A 17940-nucleotide genomic window follows, 5' to 3' on the forward strand; every position below is an offset into this window, starting at 1 on the left:
CGTGCCGCCCTAGACGCGTTCGAGGCCTGTGAGCTGGGCCGGAAGTACCCGCAGTCGGTGAAAGTGTGGCGTGATGCGTGGGATCGTTTCGTGCCGTTTCTGCAGTTCCCGCCAGCAGCCCGCAGGGTGCTCTACACCACGAACGCGATCGAGTCGCTCAATGCTGAACTGCGCAAAGCAACCCACAACCGGGCCAGTTCCCCAACGACACCGCGGCACTGAAGACGCTGTGGCTGATGATCTGCAACATCGAAGACAAACGCGCCGCCCAACGAGCAAAGAAAGCAAAACGGGTAACCGAATCCAACGGCTATATTGAAGGAGCGAAGGCCACCGGGTGGAAACAAGCCATCAACCAACTAGCTGTGGCATACCCCGACCGATTCGCCGACTACTTGTAAACCACCCCCCCACACACACAAACAAACGGACACCCTCAGGAATGATGTCCCGAGACATCGTTTTTCAGCCAGTCGGGGCAATTTGGAGGCACCGGTGCCCAACCGGAACAATGTAATGAGACATACGGGCCGGACACGCCGGAACGATGTCGTCGAACCGGACACTACCAGGGGCGCGTTTGGGGAGCGAACAATCTGGTTTGATCGTTCGGACAACCGCTAGAAATGAGCAAAACACCTCTACCTGCAAAAATAGGTTGGGCTTTTGTGTTATGTAGGGGCCGCTGTCGGGGACATTCGACCCGAAATGCTGCTAGATACACTGTTCGTTAATCGCTTCTAGCCGCTCCTCTTCTCAAATCAGCGTCCAATCATTGGCCCATGTTCTCGGAGGCGAGTCGCGCGTAGATGAGGGTGTCGGTCCATTCGCCCTTGCTGAACCAGTCCTGGACGTGATGCGCTTCGAGCCGGAACCCAACGCGGTTAGCAAGTGCCGCGGAGGCGCTGTTGCGGGCATCCATCTGCGCGGTGATGCGGTGGAGATGGTACCTATCAAACCCGAGGGAAAGTACCGCGCGGACGGCTTCACTGGCGAAGCCTTGTCCTCGGTGCGCCGGGTTCAGCACCCACCCGATCTCGCCCTGGCGGTGCTCCTGATCTGTGAGCCATAGTGCGACGTCCCCGATCGCGATGCCTTCATGTTCGATAACCAGCGCAAGCGCAGCAGCCTCACCATCGAGGTCAGTTTTTAATAGCCGCTCCGTGAGCTTGTCGCGGGTGACTTCCAAAGTCCATGGTTCGTCCAACAGGTAACGAGCAACGTCAGGTCGTGAGTACAAATCGTGAAGCCATGTGATATCACCCGTCTCATGCAGACGGAGTCGAAGCCGTTCTGTCACCAACGGCCACTCGGATGCGGGCACGAGATCACGCCGGTAATGGAACAACTCCTCGCGCTGTCCTGCGGGCGTGATTCCTACTCCTTGTCCAGTCTCGCGAAAGCCCGCCGTCGTCAAGCAGTGCTGGGAGGCCTTGTTTTCCGGAAGCGTGCGTGCCTTCAAGGTTTGAAGTCCACTGCTACGCGCGAAGCGTGATGCCAGCTCCAAGCCCCGACGGGCATGTCCTTCCCCTCGCGCACCGGGATGAATCCAGAACCCGACCTCAGCAGCCTCGGAGCTAACGTCAAAGAGAACCATGGAACCCACGAACCGGTCGGTCTTGGCGTCGGCAAGTGCGAGGACTGCCAACGTGCCGGATGAGAGGCCTGCCGCAGCCTCTTCACGGATCATCCGTCGCACGGACTCCGGGGTGTAATCAGGTTCAGGCAGGTGAGCGAAGCGCCGCACAGCTTCGTCTTTTGTGCCTGCTGCATACGCGTCTGCGTCCAGTTCGGAGAGAGGGCGTAGGCGAGTGTTCTCAAAGGCGATCGGGAGGTCGGTGGCATCCAGCATGTGCCCAAAACTAACATAGTTTGGATAGGTGGCTCAAGCGTGTTTGGTTAGGCTGGTGGGGTGAGTTATTGGGAACATCAAAAACCTGTGCAACGCCATCGCGCCGTGGATATTGCGGAAGTTGCAAAAGCATCAGCGAGGTTGCTGGATGAAGGCGGGTTGAGAGCGCTCACCATGAGAGCTGTGGCACAACAGGTGGGTGTCGCTCCAGCCAGCCTGTACTCCCGTGTGGAGTCGGTTGACGACCTGTTCGACCTTGCTCTCGATATAGTGCTTGCAGACGATCCCGTGATGTCCGAGTCGATCAACAACGCCGACCTGCCCACCCTGATGCAGACTTTCTTCACGCACCTCACGACCCACCGGTGGGCCGGTCAAGTCATCGGCATGCGCGCACCCAGAGGCCCTACTTACCTGGCCCTTTCGGAGCGCATGTGCATCCTGCTCGAGCAAGAAGGCGTCCCGGATCCGTTGGGAACTGCCTACCGGTTATCGAACCTAGTGATCGGCGCCGCCCTGACCGCTCCCATGGCGCCCGACGAAAAGCGTGTCCCCATCGACCCCAGACAAGCCCCAACCTATGCGCGCCTCCACGCGGCGCACCACATTAGCCCACGAGAGATCCTCTCCGAGGGCATCAAGAAACTTTTGTCTTGACGGAACCATCCCATTTCGGGCAGCAGCAGTGTGAGGACAACTCAAAAATGGCGAGAGGAAGCCCAGCTGAGGTGGTGGTGGTGGTGGAGTAGCTGGGCTAAGGTTTATTCGACTGCTCCCCGATATTCACTGGGGATCCGCTGCTCGCCTTACTTCATGCGGCCGTACTCGATCTCGCGCTCGTCAAGAATCTCCTTCAACCGCGTAGGGTAATCGGTGATGATGCCGTCGACACCCGCATCAAGCTGCTCTTCCATGGTTTCTGCGTCGTTAACCGTCCAGGGCACGACGCGGATTCCTGCCTCGTGAGCCTTATTGATGTATTCGCGGGTCGCGGTCGGGTTGTAGTCGTCCTCTCCCGCCTTCGACTCGTAAGGAACCGCAAACCCCGGAGAGATCACCTCAGCGCCGAGTTCCTTCACTGCTGCAATGACGTCTCCGTCGAACTCGTTGTAGTCGATGTCGCCAATCCACTTCGAGCCTTCAACCCAGGTTGTCTCGTCGTAAAGCGCCACGAGCGGCACGTTCGGATTCTTTTCGCGAACCAACGGAAGGGATCGCCAGTCGAAGGACTGGATCATGAGCCGGTCTGTGGTGCCAGCTTCGTCGGCTGCGTCCAAGATCGCGTCAACGAATTCCTGTGGTTCAGCAGACTTTTCGCGCTCTTCAGCTTCGATCTTTGTCTCGATGTTGAAGTAGACGTCCGGGTCGTTCTTGGAAAGCTCGAACACGTCCGCTAGCTGCAGGAGCTTGTTACCAGGAACTGGCTGTTGCTCAGGGAAGTCTTCTTCCAGTTTGAGGCTGCAGTCCAAGGTTTGGAGCTGGTCCCAGTTCAGCTCATGAACCAGTTTGCCGACGTACGGGAACTGCTCATCCCCTTCCGCCGCTGGCTCGGTGCCCTTGCACTTGTCCTCCTGAATCTCAGGGTCGTGCCAGACGACTGGGACCCCATCCGCGGACATGACAATGTCAAGCTCCAATGTGGTGACACCCATGTCGAGGGCGGCTTCGAACGCCTTCTGAGATTCTTCGGTCCACTCACCGCGGCCACCGCGGTGCGCTTGGAAATCGAAATTCGGGGGAAGATTTTCAACTGCTGAGGACGAGTTCTCTGCGACCGGAACAACATCGTCCCGCTTGTTGCCAGACGTTTGTGTCACGGTATTGGTCTCTTCGGCAGTGGTCGTTTCAGTGGAAGCGGTGTCGGTCTCGTCTGACGAGCAAGCTGACATCGAAATGCAGAGCCCCGTCAATGCGGCAATCGTTTGAAAAGCGTGCTTTTTCATTCCGGATGATCCTCTCAAAACCCTCTCGAAAATGGCGTCCAGACTTCGGTCCTGAACTAACCCGAGTCTATTTATCCTTTTCTTAGTTATTACGCCCAGAGTTTTTCTTCACCAAGCCTTAACCCATTAGTCGTAACCGTTATCTAACGATTGCTTACCGTTCACTCGCCCTGCGGTATGCGTTTCGACTACCCAAACCCCACTTCTGTTGCTAGCGTTACGCATGTGACTAATTCCCGTGGTACGTATTCTCGGCGTCGTTTCCTCGGCGCAGCCACTATCGCCACCGCCCTCGGTGCCGCCGGTGCAGCTGGCCTGGCCCTCTCCCCCTCTGCCATCGCACAGGGCCGCCGCCCTGTAGGAACGGTGGTTGACTACGCCGCTGGTGTTCCGTCGGGACGCTCTGTGCGTGCGGCCGGCCATTTGGGCGCGGTGCGCTACGTGTCCCAGCGCCGCCCCGGCGCCGACTGGATGCTGGGCAAGCCGGTCTCATTGAAGGAGACCCGCGACTTCGCCGCCAACGGACTGTGGACCGCCTCGGTCTACCAGTTCGGTCGTGCAGAGACCGCTGACTGGCTCGGCGGCGCGGGCGCTGCAGCCACCCACGCTCCGCAGGCCACCAACCTGCACCGTGCGGCGGGCGGCCCGAACAACAAGCCCATCTACGTCGCCATTGATGACAATCCCTCCCGCGCTCAGTACGAGAACCAGATCCGCCCGTACCTGCGTACGTTCCAGGCAGCACTTGCCACGGCGGGCCTGCGCACCGGTGTCTACGGCAACTACAACACCATTGAGTGGTGCATCAAAGATGGCATCGGCACCTACTACTGGCAGCACGACTGGGGCTCCGGCGGAAAGCTCCACCCGCGGGCGACCATTCACCAGAAAGCCAAGTGGCAAACGCATATCGACGGCCACCTCTGCGACATCAACAACGTCTACGCCGCCGATTGGGGCCAGTGGCAACCGGTCGCAGCGAACAACAACCGCGCACCAGCTCCGGCTCCTGCGAAGCCTGCCCCCGCGCCTCAGCCAGCACAGGGCATCCCGGGCATCCCGGAAAACTCATCCCTGCCAGACTTCTCCTCCGATCCGACTCCGCAGGGCATATCCTCGGAGGCGCAGCGTTTCGCGCAGAACGTCACACCGCAGGATATTGAGAATGCAGTGAACTTCGCCAAACAGTTCATCAAGTAGGCCACGGCGGGCGGCACCACAGGACCGCCAAGATATAGCAGGACCTCCAAGATATAGATGACATCGGCGCCTTCTTCCGGCGCCAAAACCCCAGGTCGTTTTCACCTGACGCGGCAACGATGCGATCTAAATCTGGGGTTAAGTAGCAAAAAGTGTGTCTGCCCGGCGTGTCGCCGGTGGGGCACGCTTTTTGTTATTTGAGGGGTCTTTTTCTGATTCCTATCGAGTGTTCGTATTCGGTTGGGATAGCGTTGTCGTAGAAGGCTGGTCGGCCTGTTTGGTGGTCGGCTTTGTTTCGGTCTTCATCGACAAGATCGGGAACTTTGGCGAGTTGGTCTTGTCCATAAGCGCACTGCCTGGCGATTGCTAACGGGTCGTCAGGCAGTTGCGTTTTCGTATGTAGGTACCACTCGAGCATTCTGCGTTGTCGTAGAAGGCTGGTCGGCTGCGGTGGGCATCGGCGATGCGTTTGTGAAGTGTCCTGGTTTTCGTTCCGCTTATTGAACGCCCAACGGGTGGGCGTGTGATTGTTGATAGTAGGCGTCTTCCATCTCCTGTGGAGTGATATATCCCAATGACTCGTGCAGGCGGTGGTTGTTCCACCAGTACACCCAGCGAAGGGTCGCGATCTCGACTTCCCCAACCGACGCCCACGGCCGGTGGGGATAGATCAGCTCGGTCTTGTAGAGACCGTTGACCGTTTCCGCCAACGCGTTGTCGTAGGAATCGCCGACGGTGCCAACGGACGGATCGATCCCAGCTTGAGCAAGTGCCTCACTGTAACGGATGGACACGTACTGCGAGCCGCGATCGCTGTGGTGGACAAGTCCTTCAGCACGAAGAAGATCACCTGCGTGATAAACAGCATGCTCAAAAGCCTCAAGAGGCAGCTCATCGGTGCGCATGCTCGCCCTGGTGGCAACCCCGACAATCTTGCGGGAGTACGCATCGGTGATGAACGCGGTGTACGCAAACCCCGACAGGGTACGCACGTAGGTGATGTCAGCGACCCACAGCCGGTGCGGCGCTGACGCGGTGAAGTCACGATTGACCAGATCAGGACGACAATCCGGGACATCAGCCCGAAGCGTTGTGATCGGAGTGCGGCCCCTTCTGCGGCCTTGGATGCCGGCGAGTTTCATCAACCGGGCGGTCTGATCACGACCGATGTCCCAGCCGGCGCGCTGCATGGCCTTCCACATCTTGCGTACCCCGTAGACGCTGAAGTTGTCCTCGAAGACTTTCACCAATTCGGGGATAAGCAGCGCGTCTGACAAGCTCCTGGCCGACGGGGCTCGTGTTTTCGCTGCTCGGTAGCCGCGAGAGGTGATAAACCCACACTCTGTCTCTTTCAATGTGCGACAGATAGCCTCGACCCCGAAGCGATCGCGATACGTGTCGATGTATTCGATCATCTTCTGGTGGGACGGTCGAGTTCCGCCGCGAAAAAAGCTGACGCGGTCTTCAAGATCTCGTTTGCCCTGCGTAGCTCCTTAATCTCTTTCCGCAGACGCTTCAGTTCGTCGTCGACCGACTCGCCAGTGCTCCGCTGAACGTCGGGGGACGCTTTGACAGGTTTCAACCAGTTGTTGAGCGTGTGCGCCGAGACGCCGAGCTTCTCGCCGATCTCCTCCGCCGCCGCCCACTTCGAACACCCCTCAAGCTCAACGAGCTCCTCGGCTAACCGCACCGCCTTGTCCTTGAACTCGTCACTGAACTTCCTAGGCATGATCCAATCCTCCTCTAGAAACGATCGGAACTAAACCCAGGACACTTCAGCAATGTCAGTGTCGCACCAGTTTTCCATCCAGCGCTCCAAGTACTACAAAGCGTTCGAGGAGACAGAGGCACCTCTCAATCGAGGCGAAGGAACCTTCTTCCTGCTCAAAATGCTCGCAATTTTGACCGACGCTCAAGAGCAGCTCGAGAAGTCCCTTTCGGAAAAACTGACATTGCTGAATTCGCTTCGCGAGAACACAGCGAAAATAGAACTACCCGAAAACCAAAGCCAGATTCTCTTCATTCTTGGCCAAGCCAAGCTCTTCGGCCCCGATGCACCGGTGGCAGCAAGAGACTTGCAGGAATACCTCAACCGTTCCTGGAATACCGTTCGCGATCACGTGACAGAACTCCAGGAAAGCGGTCTTATCGTCGCTGTGAAGAAACGCCCTTTGGAGCTCGCTCTGACTCCAAAAGCCCTCGATGTGCTGGGGTTGAATTGACCTAAAAAATTGGCGCCCCAGAGAGGAATCGAACCTCCGACACCGGCTTTAGGAGAGCCGTGCTCTATCCACTGAGCTACTAGGGCAACGAGAAGCTACGTTACCGCACCGCGTTCACGGCATGAAAGAAACGTCCCGAACTGCCCACGCCCCGGCGAAGATGGCCTAGAGCCGTGCCAGAATCTGGTCGAGCGTTTCGTTGGCGGCCTGGATGGATTCCTCAGAGTCATCGGTAATGACGACATGGATGACGTTTCCGCCCTTCACTGCCGCGGCGTTGCCCCAATGGTAGGTGCCCAAAAACCCATTGGCCGAGGAATTCGCCCCACAAACCGAATTAGGACACAATCTTGTTTTCTAATTAGGTAGGCCTTACCATGCAAAGGGTTACCCGAAACTAAGCATAGGCTTACTTATATCGAAAGGTGGATCGTGAAGTTTCCACGCACACTCGCAGCGCTGCTGTTTTCGTTCATCGCAGTGCTCGGTCTCGCCGGCTGCGCCTCCGATTCCAGCGGCAGTGACGCCGCGGGTTCCAACGGGGACGAGAAAAACGGCGAGGCAGTTCTGACCGTCACCGACGCGGCGGGCCGCACGGTCGATTTCGACAAGCAGCCGGAGCGCATCCTGCTGGCTGAGGGCCGCGGCATCTTCGCCACCTCTATCTTGCAGGACAATCCGTTTGAGAAGGTCGTGGCATACGGCGACGACTTTGAAAAGGCGGCGCCGGCCATGCGCGACAAGATCCTGGAGAAGTTCCCGGAGGCCAAGGAGCTGCCGCAGATCGGTTCCCTGCAGAAGGGCGATGTGACCGTGGAGAACCTCCTGGCACAGAAGCCGGATGTCGTTGTCATGACGCTGGACCAGAAGACAGTCGCCGAGCAGAACGGCTTCCTCACCGACATGGACGCCGTCGGATTGAAGTACGTCTTCACTGACTTCCGCCAGGACCCGCTGGCAAACACCGAGGTGTCCATGAAGCTCTTCGGCGATCTCTTCGGCAAGTCCGACCGCGCGGCAAGCTACAACAAGTTCTGGTCCGAGAAAGCCAGCGATATCACCGAGCGCGTCGACACAACGACGGAGAAGCCCAAGACCGTTGTGTGGATGGCAGCCGGCTTCAAGGACTGCTGCGCCATCGCGGGCGACGCCAACCTGGGCAAGCTCGTCGATGCGGCGGGAGGCCACAATGTCGGCCCGGAGATTCTGGGCACCGATGAAACGGAGATCACCCCGGAGAAGCTCGTCGAGGTCAACCCGGACAAGCTCGTCGTTTCCGGCGGCGAGTGGGCGCCCGACCCGCAGAAGACCGACGCGTTCAGCCATGTCGAGCTGGGCTACCAGGCCGACGAGGCAGCGGCACGCGAGTCCTTCGGCGGCCCGCTCCACGGCCCGGGTATGGAACAACTGACGGCCCCTAAGGAGGGCGATTTCTTCGCCGTCTACCATCAGTTCTACGACAGCCCGTACAACGTGTTCGCTCTCGAGGCATTCGCCAAGTGGCTCCACCCGGAGGAATTCGGGGACCTGGACCCGGCGAAGGACTTCGAGGACTTCCACGCCGAGTGGATGCCGATCGATTACAGCGGCACCTTCTTCCTCGACGGATACGAAGCCAAATAAGCGATAAGAAAAGAGCTCAATGACCACACGCGTAGCGCCCGACACCGAGCAAGAGAAGGATTCGCCGGACCGTGGGATTGAAAGTTACCGTCGCCGCGGCCGTCGTAAAGCAATCGCAATTGCTCTCCTGATCCTCGGTGCGATCGCGAGCTTCCTCGTCGCGGTTGTCGTTGGGCCCATCGATCTTTCGCTTAGCGACGTCTTCCGCGCCGTCTTTGACCCCGATTCCGTCGACCAGCAGACTGAGACCGTCGTGCGCACTCTCCGCCTCCCGGCGGCGGTGATGGCGGTGCTCGTCGGCGCGTCGTTGGGGCTGTCCGGCGCGCAAATGCAGACGATCCTGGACAACCCGTTGGCGGAGCCGTTCACCCTCGGCATCTCAGCCGCGGCTGCTCTCGGCGCGGCGGTGTCCATCGTGATGGGCTGGACGCTCATCCTGAACGCGCAGCTCAACCTCGCGCTCACCGCGGCGCTCTCCGCTCTCTTCGCGGTGCTGATCATCGCGGGCGCGGCGATCTGGCGCGGTGCGAACGCGGAATCGATGATTCTGCTCGGCATCGCCCTGTCCTTCTTCTTCCAGGCGGTGCTCTCCCTGCTGCAATACGTGGCTTCCAATGAGGCGCTCCAGCAGATCGTGTTCTGGACGATGGGCTCGATGCAGCGCGCGTCGTGGACGGCGAATATCGTGATCGCCGTCGTGCTCGCTCTGGCGATCCCCTTCTGTGTGGTCAACTCGTGGCGGCTCACCGCGCTGCGGCTTGGCGACGACCGTGCGGCGGCGCTCGGCATCAACGTGCAGCGCCTGCGCGTGACCACCCTGATCGTCGCTTCGCTGCTGGCGTCCGCGTCTGTGGCGTTCACCGGCATCATCGGTTTCATCGGCCTGGTCGGCCCGCACATCGCGCGCATGATCGTCGGCGAAGACCAGAAATTCTTCCTCCCCGGCGCGGCCGCTGCCGGCGCCATGCTCATGAGCCTCGCGTACGCAGTGTCGCTGTCGATCATTCCCGGCGTGGCGATTCCGCTGGGCATTATCACCGCACTTGTTGGCGTACCGTTCTTCGTGTTCCTCATCTTCACCCGCTCGCGTGGAAGGAGTGCTTAAGCCCCGATGGCCATCAGCGCAAAGAATCTCACCGTGCGGTACGGCCGCTCGACGATCATCGACGACATGACGTTCGGCCCGCTCGACGACGGCAAGATCACCGGCCTCATTGGCCCGAACGGCGCCGGTAAATCGACGCTCGTGAAAACGCTCGCCGGCATCAACACACCCTCCGAGGGCAGCGCGGACATTGTCGTCGACGGCCGCGCGCTGAGCCCCAAGGAGCGCGTTCAAGCCGTCGGCTATGTGCCGCAGGACATGCTCTCGCGCGCAGCGCTCACCGCATTCGAATCCGTCATGGTCTCCGCCCGCCGCGGCGAAGGCACCAGCAAGGCACTGGAAAGCACGGCTGCGGTCATGCACCGCCTCGGCATCACAAAGCTGTCGGACCGCATGATCTCCGACATGTCGGGCGGCCAACGTCAGCTCGTGGCCGTCGCGCAGATGCTCGTGCGCTCGCCGCGCATCATGCTTCTCGACGAACCGACCTCCGCCCTCGACCTGCGCCACCAGGTGGAACTGCTGCAGATCATCCAGGACGAGGTCCGCGGCGACGACCGGCAGGCACTCGTGGCCCTCCACGATCTGAACTTGGCCGCCCGCTTCTGCGACGAGCTGCTGGTGATCAAGGACGGCCACACTATCGCCAAAGGAACTCCCACTGAGGTACTGACCCCGGAGCTCCTCGAGCGGGTGTACGGCATTTCCGCCCGCATCATTAACGATGCCGGGGTGCCGATCGTCTGCCCAGTACTGCGTCTCCCCCGCCACGAAACACCGACCGACGCGGGTCCGATGGACCCGATCGCGGTGAATGTGGAAGACACGGATCCGGACGTGATCAACGCCGTCACATCGACACGTGCCTAGACTGTCTGCATGACTGGATACCTGGCCCCCACCAAGAAAATTCGGGTCGCGGACCTGAAGCAAAAGAAGCTCGACGGGGAGAAGTGGGCGATGCTCACCGCTTACGACTACTCCACCGCCCGTGTGTTCGCGGAGGCCGGCATCGAGTGCCTGCTCGTCGGCGACTCCGCCGCCAATGTCGTCTACGGCTACGAGACCACCAACCAGGTCTCCGTCGAGGAGATGACCTACCTCGCCGCCGCCGTCGTGCGCGGTGCCGGTCACTCCCTAGTCGTGGCTGATCTTCCCTTCGGCAGTTACGAAGCGTCCGACGAGCAGTGCGTGCGCACCGCCACCGAGATGATCCGCCGCAGCGGCGCCCACATGGTCAAGCTCGAGGGCGGCGTCCGCATCGCCCCGCGTATCAAGGCGCTCAAGGGCGCCGGGCTCGCAGTGTGCGCCCACGTCGGATTCACCCCGCAGTCCGTGGACAACCTAAGCGGCTTCAAAGTGCAGGGCCGCGATGACAGTGCTGACCAGCTGTGGGCCGACACCAGCGCCGTCGTCAAAGCGGGCGCGGACATGGTCGTCTTCGAGATGGTCCCGGCTGAGCTGGCCAAGGAGATCACCGCCAATTGCCCCATTCCCACCATCGGCATCGGCGCTGGCCCGGACACGGATGCGCAAGTGCTGGTCTGGCACGACTTGGCCGATTTCCCGGCAGGCGGCCACCGCGCGCGTTTCGTGCGCCAGTTCGGTGCGGTCGGAGAGGCGCTCGGCGCAGCCGCCGCCGATTACAAGCGCGCTGTCCACGAGGGAGACTTCCCCGCGGACGCGCACACGTTCTAGAGCTTAGACCTGGATTTCGGCGTTGTCGATAAGGCGGGTCTGCCCCACCTTCGCGGCGACGAGCATGCGCGCGGGGCCGGTGTAGCCCTCCGGAAGCTCCTCGAGTTCCGGCGTGATCACGGCGAGATAGTCGAGGTCGATGTCTTCGGCAGACTCGAGAACCGCTAGAGCTTCGCCATAGCTGCCCGTCGCCAATGCGCGGGACAACGTCAGCGCAGTGTGGTGCTCGCCCTCGCTCAGGTAACGGTTCCGCGACGATAAGGCCAGGCCGCTGTCCTCGCGGATGATCGGGCAGCCGTGCACGAGCACCGGCAAGTGCAGATCCTCAACCATCTGACGGATGAGAGCCAGCTGCTGGTAGTCTTTCTCACCGAAGAACGCGTCGGTGGCGCCAGTGAGGCAGAACAGCTTGGCTACCACTGTGAGCACGCCCGCGAAGTGGGTCGGGCGGGTTGTTCCTTCCAGCACCGATCCGAGCGGCCCCGGGTGGATCGTGGTGCGGGGACCGTGGGGGTACATCGTCGATACGCTCGGCGCGAAGACTGCGTCAACGCCCTCGGCCTCGAGCTTCGCGATGTCCTCCTCAAGCGTGCGCGGGTAGGCCTCCAAATCCTCCCCCGGCGCGAACTGCAGGGGGTTGACGAAGATGCTCACCACCACCGGGTTGCCCACCTTCTGAGCTTCCCGGACGAGCGAGATATGGCCACTGTGCAGGGCACCCATGGTGGGGACGAGGGAGACCCCAGTGGCGCTGATAAGCGCTTGTTTGAGCTCCTGCGGGGTCCTAGTCAGAATCGTCATGCGGCTCAGCGTATCGGTTGAGTGCGTCGAGGTGGCCTTCGAGGGCCTTTTCCCCTGCCTTGGTGAGTGTCACCCACACGGTGTCCTTCGCACGAGATGACCCGTATTCGCGGAACCTGGAGACGTAGCCGTGCTCCTCTAAGACGCTGAGCTGCTTGGACAGGGTTGCATCCGACAAATCAGTGATATCGCGCAACCATGAGAACTTCATTTCACGGCGCGTCGTGCCCTCCGTCGCACCGCTAGCGCGCAGCGCCGCGCAGATTTTCAGGCGGTTGAGAGGGTGAATAACTGGATCGATCAATGGTATTTCCTCCACGTCAGGCCGTAGCCCGCAATCATCGCTGCGGCGGCAATGATTCCCACGACGATGCCGACCGTTGTGTTCCCGTCCGGGTAGTGGTCGGCATAGACCTGCATTCCGATATACGCGATCGTGTAGAGCACTAAGAACGACAGGAACCGCTTCCAGCTCCACGAATTCTCTTCTTGCTGCACGTCCTGCTTCATCGCGGTGCGGACAGTCCGCTTGCTGCCAAAATCAAGCACGATCATGAGAACTAGCGAAGCGAGAAGGACAAGCAGTCCCCACACGTATCCGGCCACCATGATGCCGACACCGAGACCGAAGGTCAGCCCCACGGCAGTCACCATGCCCCACGGCACCGGCATCTGCGCGGCGCGCGCCTCAATATCGCGGACGGCCGCGAGCGATTCATTCACCTCTGTCGCATTCATTGCATCCCCTTTGTTTTCCACATAGGAAAGCATGACACTTTCCAGATTAGAAAACAAGTGGATAATTGAGGCTTCGACGTTTGCGCTGGCTACTTGTTATTCATGTTGCTAATGTTTTGATTGTGACTACTAACGATTTCTCCCGCCGCCGCTTCCTGAGCCGAGCATCCGCCCTCGCCCTGCTCGGCGCCGCCGGAGTCTCCCGCCTCCCGTCCGCCGACGCCCAGGGCCGCCGCCCTGTAGGAACGGTGGTGGACTACGCCGCTGGTGTTCCGTCGGGACGCTCTGTGCGTGCAGCCGGCCATTTGGGCGCGGTGCGCTACGTGTCCCAGCGCCGCCCCGGCGCCGACTGGATGCTGGGCAAGCCGGTCTCATTGAAGGAGACCCGCGACTTCGCCGCCAACGGACTGTGGACCGCCTCGGTCTACCAGTTCGGTCGTGCAGAGACCGCTGACTGGCTCGGCGGCGCGGGCGCTGCAGCCACCCACGCTCCGCAGGCCACCAACCTGCACCGTGCGGCGGGCGGCCCGAACAACAAGCCCATCTACGTCGCCATTGATGACAATCCCTCCCGCGCTCAGTACGAGAACCAGATCCGCCCGTACCTGCGTACGTTCCAGGCAGCACTTGCCACGGCGGGCCTGCGCACCGGTGTCTACGGCAACTACAACACCATTGAGTGGTGCATCAAAGATGGCATCGGCACCTACTACTGGCAGCACGACTGGGGCTCCGGCGGAAAGCTCCACCCGCGGGCCACCATTCACCAGAAAGCCAAGTGGCAAACGCATATCGACGGCCACCTCTGCGACATCAACAACGTCTACGCCGCCGACTGGGGCCAATGGCAACCGGTCGCAGCGAACAACAACCGCGCACCAGCTCCGGCTCCTGCGAAGCCTGCCCCCGCACCTCAGCCAGCACAGGGCATCCCGGGCATCCCGGAAAACTCATCCCTGCCAGACTTCTCCTCCGATCCGACTCCGCAGGGCATATCCTCGGAGGCGCAGCGTTTCGCGCAGAACGTCACACCGCAGGATATTGAGAATGCAGTGAACTTCGCCAAACAGTTCATCAAGTAGGCCACGGCGGGCGGCACCACAGGACCGCCAAGATATAGCAGGACCTCCAAGATATAGATGACATCGGCGCCTTCTTCCGGCGCCAAAACCCCAGGTCGTTTTCGCGTGACGTGGCAAGGATGCAATCTAAATCTGGCCCGGATCCGGCAACGCGGAGAGGCTGCCCCACGACGGGGCAGCCTCTCTTCTTTTCGCTAGTGAACGCGTGCCGGCGAACGCTCTAGTGGTCGACCGGGGCCTCCACACCAACACCGGTCAGCGAGCGGACTTCCATCTCAGCCTGGAGTTCATCCAGGTTGTCCGGCTTGCCCACGAAGGTGCCGATGATGCCGGCCAGGAAGGCCGCCGGGATGGAGACAATGCCCGGGCTGGTCAGCGGGAACCATGCCCAGTCTGCGTTAGCGAACATTGCGGTCTCTGACCCGGAGACTGCCGGGGAGAAGAAGATGAGCACCAGCGCGACGACCAGACCGGTGTACATGGAGGCGACGGCACCGGTGGTGTTGAAGCGCTTCCAGTACAGGGAGTACAGAATGGTCGGCAGATTAGCGGACGCAGCGATAGCGAATGCTAGGGAGACCAGGAAGGCCACGTTCTGCTTCATGGCCAGGATGCCCAGGACGATGGCGACGATACCAATGACGACCACGGTGATGCGGGAGACGCGGACCTGCTCTTCTTCGGGAGCTTGGCCGTCGCGAAGCACGGCGTCGTAAATGTCGTGCGCGACAGAAGCGGAAGCCGTAATGGCCAGGCCGGCGACGACCGCGAGCACTGTCGCGAACGCGACGGCGGAGACGACCGCCATGAAGATGGAGCCACCGAGCTCGAAGGCCAGCAGCGGCGCCGCGGAGTTCGCCTTACCGGGCGCAGCGTTGATGTTGTCCGGGCCGACGAGGGCGCCCGCTGCGTAGCCGAGCACCAGGGTCATCAGGTAGAACGAGCCAATGAGGACGATGGCCCAGGTCACGGACTTACGTGCTTCGGTAGCCGTCGGGACGGTGTAGAAGCGCATGAGCACGTGCGGCAAACCAGCGGTACCCAGCACCAGGGAAAGACCCAGCGAGATGAAGTCGAGCTGGCTGGTCACGGTACCGCCGTACTTCAGACCAGGTGCGAGAATCTCTGATGCTTCGTAGCCCTGCTCCTTGATGTACTCGGAACCGGCGTGCATGTCGATGGCGCGGTCGAACAGCGCGTTCATGCCGCCCTTGACGGCAACGAAGCAGAGAATCGTCATGATGGCCACGGCACCGACCAGAAGGACGGCCTTGATCATCTGCACGTAGGTGGTGCCCTTCATACCGCCGATGAGAACGTAGGCGATCATGATGACGCCGACGATGGCGACGCAGATGGCCTGCGCACTGAAGCTGTGCAGGTTCAGCAGCACCGAGACCAGCGAGCCGGCGCCAGCCATCTGGGCGATGAGGTAGAACAGCGACACGAACAGGGTGCCGAAGGCAGCTGCCACACGAACCGGCTTCTGACGCAGGCGGAAGGACAGCACGTCAGCCATGGTGAAGCGGCCGACGTTGCGCAGCGGCTCGGCAACCAGCAGCAGGGCGACCAGCCATGCGACGAAGAAGCCGATGGAGTACAAGAAGCCGTCGTAACCGCTCAAAGCAATCGCGCCGACAATGCCGAGGAAGGACGCGGCAGAGAGGTAGTCGCCGGCGATGGCCAGACCGTTTTGAGTACCGGAGAACTGTGCGCCGCCAGTGTAGAAGTCGGATGCCTCGGAAGTGGTCTTGCCGGCCTTTGTCACGATCCCCATGGTGATCACGATGAACAGACCGAAGACGACAATGTTGAGGATCGGGTTGCCCGCGCCCTCTGGAGCAGCGTCCTGGGCGAGGTGAAAAACGTCGGGGTTCATGGGTTAGCCCTCCATCTCTTCACGGATCGCCGCTGCCTGCGGCTCGATGTTCTTGTTCGCGTAGACGACGTATGCCCAGGTGATGGCAAACGTGGTCACGAACTGTGCAATACCCAGCCACAGGCCCACGTTCAGGCCAAGGAAGGGCTGTGCCATGACGTCCGGCCAGAACGTCGCGAACACGACGTAGAAGATGTACCAGACAAAGAAGGCGATAGAGACCGGGAAGGTGAACGTGCGGTAGGTGCCCCGGAGCTTCTGGAACTGCTCGCTTTGCTGCATGTTCACGAAGTCCTGCGGGGTGGGCTCCCTGCGCTGCGACACCGCTGTCGAACCATTGGCCATGGCCGTGTCCTTTCATCAGTTGAGGTGATTACAACCTGCAACGAATGTAACTTAAAGCACACAAAACCGTGGGCGAATTGAACGATCTAACCGTCCATGCATCCCCGGTTACCCCCGCAAAACATGTTTACGTGCGAAAACTATTGTGGAGCTTCCACCCCCACAACGATAGGTAGTTACTGCAAGTACTTTCAGCCAGGGAAAACACGCGGATCGTTGGACTGGCGCGCCCCGACGACACCATCTAAAGAACGCACATCGTCACTGTCGAGCTCGAGGTGCACCGCCCCGAGGTTTTCCTCCAAGCGCTGCGGATCCGAGGTTTTTGGAATCACCGACACGCCGTGCGCCATGAGGTGCGCGAGTGCGACCTGCGCAGCTGTTGCGCCGCTTTCCGCATGCTTATCGACGACTCCCCGCACCGCTTCCTCATTCAGCACCTCTCCCCTACCCAACGGTGCCCATGCCTCCGTAATAATGCCGTGGCGGTCGTGGAAGGCACGCAGATCAGGCTGGGTGAATCCCGTGTGCATCTCAACCTGGTTGACGGCGGGGGCGACACCGGTGGCGTCGATCAGCTCGGCCAGCACTTCTTCGTAGAAGTTCGCCACCCCGACCGAACGGATCGTGCCAGCTTCACGGGCGCTGAGCAGCTGTTCGTACGCGGTAATGAACGTGCCGTTCTGCGGCCACGGCCAGTGCACCAGGAACAGGTCGAAGTAGTCGAGACCGCTCCGCGTCAGCGACTCCTCTAGAGCTTCACCGGCTCGGTGCTGGTCATCGTTCCATACCTTGGAGGTGACAAAGAGTTCCTCGCGGGTGACATCACCGGCCGCAATGGCTTCACGGAGCGTCTGGCCGAGGATCTCCTCGTTGCCGTACATCGATGCTGTGTCGAAGTGGCGGTACCCCAGCTCGATGGCGCGGCGGATGATGGGGACCGCGTCCGGCCCGGTCAGTTTATAGGTGCCGAGGCCGATGAGGGGGAGAGATGAACCGTCGTTAAGCGTGGCAAAGGGGGCTACGGAATGTGCCATAGCCCCCTATTGTGCACGCTCACCGGGGTGAGCGTTGGGTATTAATTCGCCTCGAGGAGATCGATGACGAAGATGAGTGTGCGGCCCGACAGCGGGTGTCCGCCGCCAGCAGGCCCGTAGGCCTTCTCCGGCGGGATGGTCAGTTCGCGGCGGCCGCCAACCTTCATGCCCGGGATACCTTCTTGCCATCCCTCGATCAGGCCGGTCAGCGGGAACTCAGCGGCTTCGCCGCGGTCCCAAGACGAGTCGAACTCCTCTCCTGTCTCGTAGTCAACGCCCAAGTAGTGGACCTTGACCATGCCGCCTGCTTGAGCTTCCTCGCCCTCGCCGGAGACCAGGTCCTCAATGACCAGGTCGACCGGCGCCGGCTCGGCAGGGATGTCGATGGTGGGCTTCTCCATGAAAAAATCGCTCC

Annotated in this window: 19 protein-coding genes, 1 tRNA gene and 2 pseudogenes; 9 read left to right on the forward strand and 13 right to left on the reverse strand. The window is 60.8% G+C overall.

What is annotated here, in order from left to right:
* A pseudogene (locus KBX18_RS09180) lies at positions 1 to 401 on the forward strand (transposase); the annotation flags it as partial.
* Between the two features lie 371 nt (positions 402 to 772).
* On the opposite strand, the gene KBX18_RS09185 reads toward KBX18_RS09180, so the two are convergent.
* Complete coding sequence (locus tag KBX18_RS09185; protein ID WP_255995755.1) at positions 773 to 1852, reverse strand: GNAT family N-acetyltransferase; 1080 nt, start codon at positions 1850 to 1852, stop codon at positions 773 to 775.
* A 105-nt stretch (positions 1853 to 1957) separates the two neighbouring features.
* Between KBX18_RS09185 and KBX18_RS09190 the strand changes: the two genes are divergently transcribed.
* Positions 1958 to 2509: a helix-turn-helix domain-containing protein gene (locus KBX18_RS09190; protein WP_255995789.1), complete on the forward strand. Its 552-nt coding sequence runs from the start codon at positions 1958 to 1960 to the stop codon at positions 2507 to 2509.
* Between the two features lie 149 nt (positions 2510 to 2658).
* On the opposite strand, the gene KBX18_RS09195 is transcribed toward KBX18_RS09190, so the two are convergent.
* Entirely contained in the window at positions 2659 to 3669 is a 1011-nt protein-coding gene (locus tag KBX18_RS09195) for a glycerophosphodiester phosphodiesterase family protein (protein WP_370687243.1), read from the reverse strand.
* Between the two features lie 351 nt (positions 3670 to 4020).
* On the opposite strand from KBX18_RS09195, the gene KBX18_RS09200 reads away from it, so the two are divergent.
* Positions 4021 to 4995: a DUF1906 domain-containing protein gene (locus KBX18_RS09200; RefSeq protein ID WP_255995756.1), complete on the forward strand. Its 975-nt coding sequence runs from the start codon at positions 4021 to 4023 to the stop codon at positions 4993 to 4995.
* A 193-nt stretch (positions 4996 to 5188) separates the two neighbouring features.
* On the opposite strand, the pseudogene KBX18_RS09205 reads toward KBX18_RS09200, so the two are convergent.
* Both KBX18_RS09205 and KBX18_RS09210 read right to left on the reverse strand, forming a co-directional pair.
* Positions 5189 to 5425, reverse strand: a pseudogene (locus KBX18_RS09205) (IS256 family transposase); the annotation flags it as partial.
* A 67-nt stretch (positions 5426 to 5492) separates the two neighbouring features.
* A protein-coding gene (locus tag KBX18_RS09210) for an IS3 family transposase (protein WP_255995757.1) occupies positions 5493 to 6724 on the reverse strand; the annotation gives its coding sequence in 2 pieces (ribosomal slippage) (positions 5493 to 6448 and positions 6448 to 6724; 1233 coding nt in all).
* Between the two features lie 52 nt (positions 6725 to 6776).
* On the opposite strand from KBX18_RS09210, the gene KBX18_RS09215 reads away from it, so the two are divergent.
* On the forward strand, positions 6777 to 7217 hold the full coding sequence (locus KBX18_RS09215) for a hypothetical protein (RefSeq protein WP_255995758.1): 441 nt from the start codon (positions 6777 to 6779) through the stop codon (positions 7215 to 7217).
* A 10-nt stretch (positions 7218 to 7227) separates the two neighbouring features.
* Here the strand turns inward: KBX18_RS09215 and KBX18_RS09220 are convergent.
* Positions 7228 to 7303 (reverse strand) — tRNA-Arg (locus KBX18_RS09220).
* A 79-nt stretch (positions 7304 to 7382) separates the two neighbouring features.
* Complete coding sequence (locus tag KBX18_RS09225) at positions 7383 to 7517, reverse strand: hypothetical protein (protein WP_255995759.1); 135 nt, start codon at positions 7515 to 7517, stop codon at positions 7383 to 7385.
* 132 nt (positions 7518 to 7649) lie between these two features.
* Between KBX18_RS09225 and KBX18_RS09230 the strand changes: the two genes are divergently transcribed.
* From KBX18_RS09230 to panB, 4 genes are read left to right on the forward strand one after another with little or no spacing between them, the layout of a single operon-like run.
* Entirely contained in the window at positions 7650 to 8840 is a 1191-nt protein-coding gene (locus tag KBX18_RS09230) for an ABC transporter substrate-binding protein (RefSeq protein WP_255995760.1), read from the forward strand.
* 19 nt (positions 8841 to 8859) lie between these two features.
* Positions 8860 to 9945 (forward strand): iron ABC transporter permease, encoded by a 1086-nt coding sequence (locus KBX18_RS09235; protein WP_255995761.1) that lies wholly within the window; start codon positions 8860 to 8862, stop codon positions 9943 to 9945.
* Positions 9946 to 9951: 6 nt separating this feature from the next.
* Positions 9952 to 10815 (forward strand): ABC transporter ATP-binding protein, encoded by an 864-nt coding sequence (locus tag KBX18_RS09240; protein WP_255995762.1) that lies wholly within the window; start codon positions 9952 to 9954, stop codon positions 10813 to 10815.
* A gap of 9 nt (positions 10816 to 10824) precedes the next feature.
* Positions 10825 to 11643, forward strand: coding sequence for a 3-methyl-2-oxobutanoate hydroxymethyltransferase (gene panB, locus KBX18_RS09245; RefSeq protein ID WP_255995763.1), 819 nt, complete (start codon positions 10825 to 10827; stop codon positions 11641 to 11643).
* 3 nt (positions 11644 to 11646) lie between these two features.
* Here panB and panC read toward each other — a convergent pair whose 3' ends face one another.
* The 3 genes from panC to KBX18_RS09260 are packed head-to-tail and all read right to left on the reverse strand — an operon-like array spanning position 11647 to position 13182.
* Complete coding sequence (panC, locus tag KBX18_RS09250) at positions 11647 to 12444, reverse strand: pantoate--beta-alanine ligase (protein WP_255995764.1); 798 nt, start codon at positions 12442 to 12444, stop codon at positions 11647 to 11649.
* Positions 12428 to 12748: a transcriptional regulator gene (locus KBX18_RS09255; protein WP_305083049.1), complete on the reverse strand. Its 321-nt coding sequence runs from the start codon at positions 12746 to 12748 to the stop codon at positions 12428 to 12430. Before KBX18_RS09255 ends, panC begins: the two co-directional genes overlap by 17 nt.
* Positions 12745 to 13182: a hypothetical protein gene (locus KBX18_RS09260; RefSeq protein ID WP_255995765.1), complete on the reverse strand. Its 438-nt coding sequence runs from the start codon at positions 13180 to 13182 to the stop codon at positions 12745 to 12747. The genes KBX18_RS09255 and KBX18_RS09260 overlap by 4 nt, the downstream gene beginning before the upstream one ends.
* Positions 13183 to 13298: 116 nt before the next feature.
* Here KBX18_RS09260 and KBX18_RS09265 point away from each other — a divergent pair, with 116 nt between their 5' ends.
* On the forward strand, positions 13299 to 14264 hold the full coding sequence (locus KBX18_RS09265; protein ID WP_255995766.1) for a DUF1906 domain-containing protein: 966 nt from the start codon (positions 13299 to 13301) through the stop codon (positions 14262 to 14264).
* Between the two features lie 220 nt (positions 14265 to 14484).
* Here KBX18_RS09265 and KBX18_RS09270 read toward each other — a convergent pair whose 3' ends face one another.
* The 4 genes from KBX18_RS09270 to KBX18_RS09285 form a co-directional block, all read right to left on the reverse strand.
* Positions 14485 to 16143 (reverse strand): cation acetate symporter, encoded by a 1659-nt coding sequence (locus KBX18_RS09270; RefSeq protein ID WP_255995768.1) that lies wholly within the window; start codon positions 16141 to 16143, stop codon positions 14485 to 14487.
* A gap of 3 nt (positions 16144 to 16146) precedes the next feature.
* Entirely contained in the window at positions 16147 to 16488 is a 342-nt protein-coding gene (locus tag KBX18_RS09275; RefSeq protein WP_005291437.1) for a DUF485 domain-containing protein, read from the reverse strand.
* Between the two features lie 191 nt (positions 16489 to 16679).
* Positions 16680 to 17525, reverse strand: coding sequence for an aldo/keto reductase (locus KBX18_RS09280; RefSeq protein ID WP_255995769.1), 846 nt, complete (start codon positions 17523 to 17525; stop codon positions 16680 to 16682).
* A gap of 41 nt (positions 17526 to 17566) precedes the next feature.
* Positions 17567 to 17926 (reverse strand): FKBP-type peptidyl-prolyl cis-trans isomerase, encoded by a 360-nt coding sequence (locus KBX18_RS09285; protein ID WP_005291441.1) that lies wholly within the window; start codon positions 17924 to 17926, stop codon positions 17567 to 17569.
* Positions 17927 to 17940 lie beyond the last annotated feature (14 nt).

It is taken from the genome of Corynebacterium sp. CCUG 69979, from assembly GCF_024454095.1.
GTDB lineage: Bacteria > Actinomycetota > Actinomycetes > Mycobacteriales > Mycobacteriaceae > Corynebacterium > Corynebacterium genitalium.